The sequence below is a fragment of the Anaerovibrio sp. genome (genome assembly GCF_024697385.1).
Taxonomy (GTDB): domain Bacteria; phylum Bacillota; class Negativicutes; order Selenomonadales; family Selenomonadaceae; genus Anaerovibrio.
Window position 1 is genome coordinate 1 of the sequence record NZ_JAILFV010000156.1, and the last position, 2,486, is coordinate 2,486.

General features: G+C 42.1%; 3 protein-coding genes. All 3 read left to right on the forward strand.

Going from position 1 to position 2,486, the window contains the following annotated elements; translation table 11 throughout:
- Positions 1-778: nucleotide-binding domain containing protein (locus tag K6C05_RS08480; protein ID WP_296733624.1), on the forward strand; the 778-nt coding region annotated here is incomplete at its 5' end.
- A gap of 15 nt (positions 779-793) precedes the next feature.
- Positions 794-1,639 carry a class II fructose-bisphosphate aldolase gene (locus K6C05_RS08485; RefSeq protein ID WP_296733626.1) on the forward strand — a complete coding sequence of 282 codons (846 nt, stop codon included), beginning with the start codon at positions 794-796 and terminating at the stop codon, positions 1,637-1,639.
- A gap of 90 nt (positions 1,640-1,729) precedes the next feature.
- Positions 1,730-2,486 (forward strand): SLC13 family permease (locus K6C05_RS08490; RefSeq protein WP_296733629.1); only part of this gene is annotated, 757 nt, incomplete at its 3' end.

The following is a 2,486-nucleotide window of genomic DNA, read 5'->3' on the forward strand; positions in this document are numbered from 1 at the left end:
TGACCTTAGGGATTTTAATGTAGATAAAATTTCAGATCAGCTTCTTGCTGTTAAAGACTTCAATAAGGTAATTGTAAACGCAGTTGATTATGTAGATGTGAAGGTATTTGCCATTGCCTTAATAAAGGCTATGAATAAGGGCAAGAGTTTCATGTTCCGTACAGCAGCGGCATTTACAAAGATTATTGGCGGTGTTTCGGACAAACCTCTCCTGACTCGTGATGAGCTGGTTGCCCCTGGAAATAATAATGGGGGACTTATAATTATCGGTTCTCATGTTCAGAAAACCACCAAGCAGTTTGAGGAGCTTAAGAAGAGCCCATATGTAAAATGTATTGAATTTAATCATATGCTGGTTTTGGAGCCTGAAAAGCTGGAAGCTGAACTGAAAAGAATTGTTGAGGAAGTGGAAAATGATATCCGGAATGGACAGACCGTTGTGGTTTATACAGGACGCAAACGTTTTGATGCAGGCTCAGAGGAGGAATCACTGCGGGTATCAGTAAAGATTTCCGAGGCTATTACCAGTATCGTAAACCGCATATCCATTCAGCCAAGCTTCCTCATTGCAAAGGGCGGTATTACCTCCAGTGACGTGGGTACCAAGGGCTTATCTGTAAAGCACGCTATTGTTATGGGGCAGGTGGCTCCTGGTATTCCTGTATGGAAAACTGGCACTGAGAGCAAATTTCCGAATATGGCCTATGTGATTTTCCCAGGCAATGTGGGAGCTGTTGATACTCTTCGCAAGGTTGTGGATATGCTTTGCACCAAGTAATAGGAGAATATAATTATGTTGATGAATTTACGAGAAATTCTGCAATTGGCTGAAGAGAGAAAAATGGCCATTGGTTCATTTAACGTGTATAATGTGGAATCTTTACAGGCAGTTATGTCAGCAGCCCGTAATACTCAATCACCAACAATTGTATCCTTTGGGGAAAGCTATGATAAGCATATGCCGTTGGAAGCTATGGCTGCAATGTTTAAGTATTATGCTGGAAATAGTGATTTGCCACTGGTGCTTCATCTTGACCATAGCAAAAATAAGGAAACAATTTATAGGGCATTAAAGGCTGGCTTTACTTCTATTATGTATGATGGTTCCGCAAAATCATTGGAGGATAATATTCAGGAAAGTCGTTATGTGGCAGAGATTGTTCATGGCATGGGGGCCAGCTTGGAAGGGGAGCTGGGATATATGAATCCTGAGGACGGTACTCCGGCTGATCCTGGAGAGCAAGGGAGCTTTACGACAGTAAATGATGCCATGGAATATTCCAAAAAAACTGGTGCTGATGCGCTGGCTATAGCTATCGGCAATGCCCATGGCATATACAAAGGAGTACCGAAGCTGGATTTAAACCGCCTTGATGAAATCAACAGGGCTGTTAATATTCCATTGGTTTTACATGGAAGCTCAGGGATTCCGGAGAATCTGCTGAGTCAGGCAATAGATTTGGGCATAAGGAAAATCAACATAAATACTGAAGTATCTACTACGGGTGTTAAAACTGCAAGGGAGTTTTTGGCTGTCCATACAGAGGCAAATACAAGGTTTGAAGCTGTAACCAAGGCGGCTGAAAAGCAGATGACTAAAGTGGTAGAGTCGTATATGAATTTATTTAAGAAGGCTTAAACTGAAAAGTGGGGCTGATGTCTGTCAGGGGATGACATCAGTGTTATAAGGCTAAAAAGAATTTTATGTAAGGGGGAGATTCTTTTGTTAATGGTTATTTTCTTAAGCGGTATTATTTTACTGATGCTGCTGATTATCAAGTTTAAGGTAAATCCTTTTTTGGCATTGATTTTAACATCCTTGGTTATTGGTGTAGCGGCAGGATTGCCAGTACCAAAAATTTTAAGCAGTGTATCATCCGGCTTTGGAGGTACACTGGGTGGTATAGGTATAGTAATCGCTTTAGGTATAATGCTGGGTGAGCTGTTGTATCAAACTGGTGGAACAGAAGAAATAGCAAGCCTGGCTCTTCGAAAAATAGGTGTGAAAAATTCACCCTTGGCCATGGCATTGACTGGTGTTATAGTAGCCATTCCGGTGTATTTTGATGCAGCCTTTGTAATCCTTGTAAATCTTGCCCGCCAATTATCTGAAAAGACTGGTATTCCATTGGCGAGATTCGTAACAGCTCTGGGCGTAGGCCTTATTATCGGTCATTGTATAATCATTCCTACCCCCGGCCCAATGGCTGTTGCAGGGGCATTAAATGCCTCTGTGGGCTCCTTCGTTCTCTATTCCATTATTGTTGCCGTACCAGCAGCGTTGGTAGGTGGTGTACTGTATTCCAAGTTAACCGTAAAGCATTTCTTTCCAGAGCAGTGTGGCCACGAAAAAATGGACGTTGATGTATCTGAGGATTATGGACGGTCCAGTGAGCATTGTTCCGGTACTCTGGCTATATTGCTGATTTTGTTCCCTATTATATTAATTCTGATTGGTACAGTCGCCGGTGCTGTTTTGGATAAGG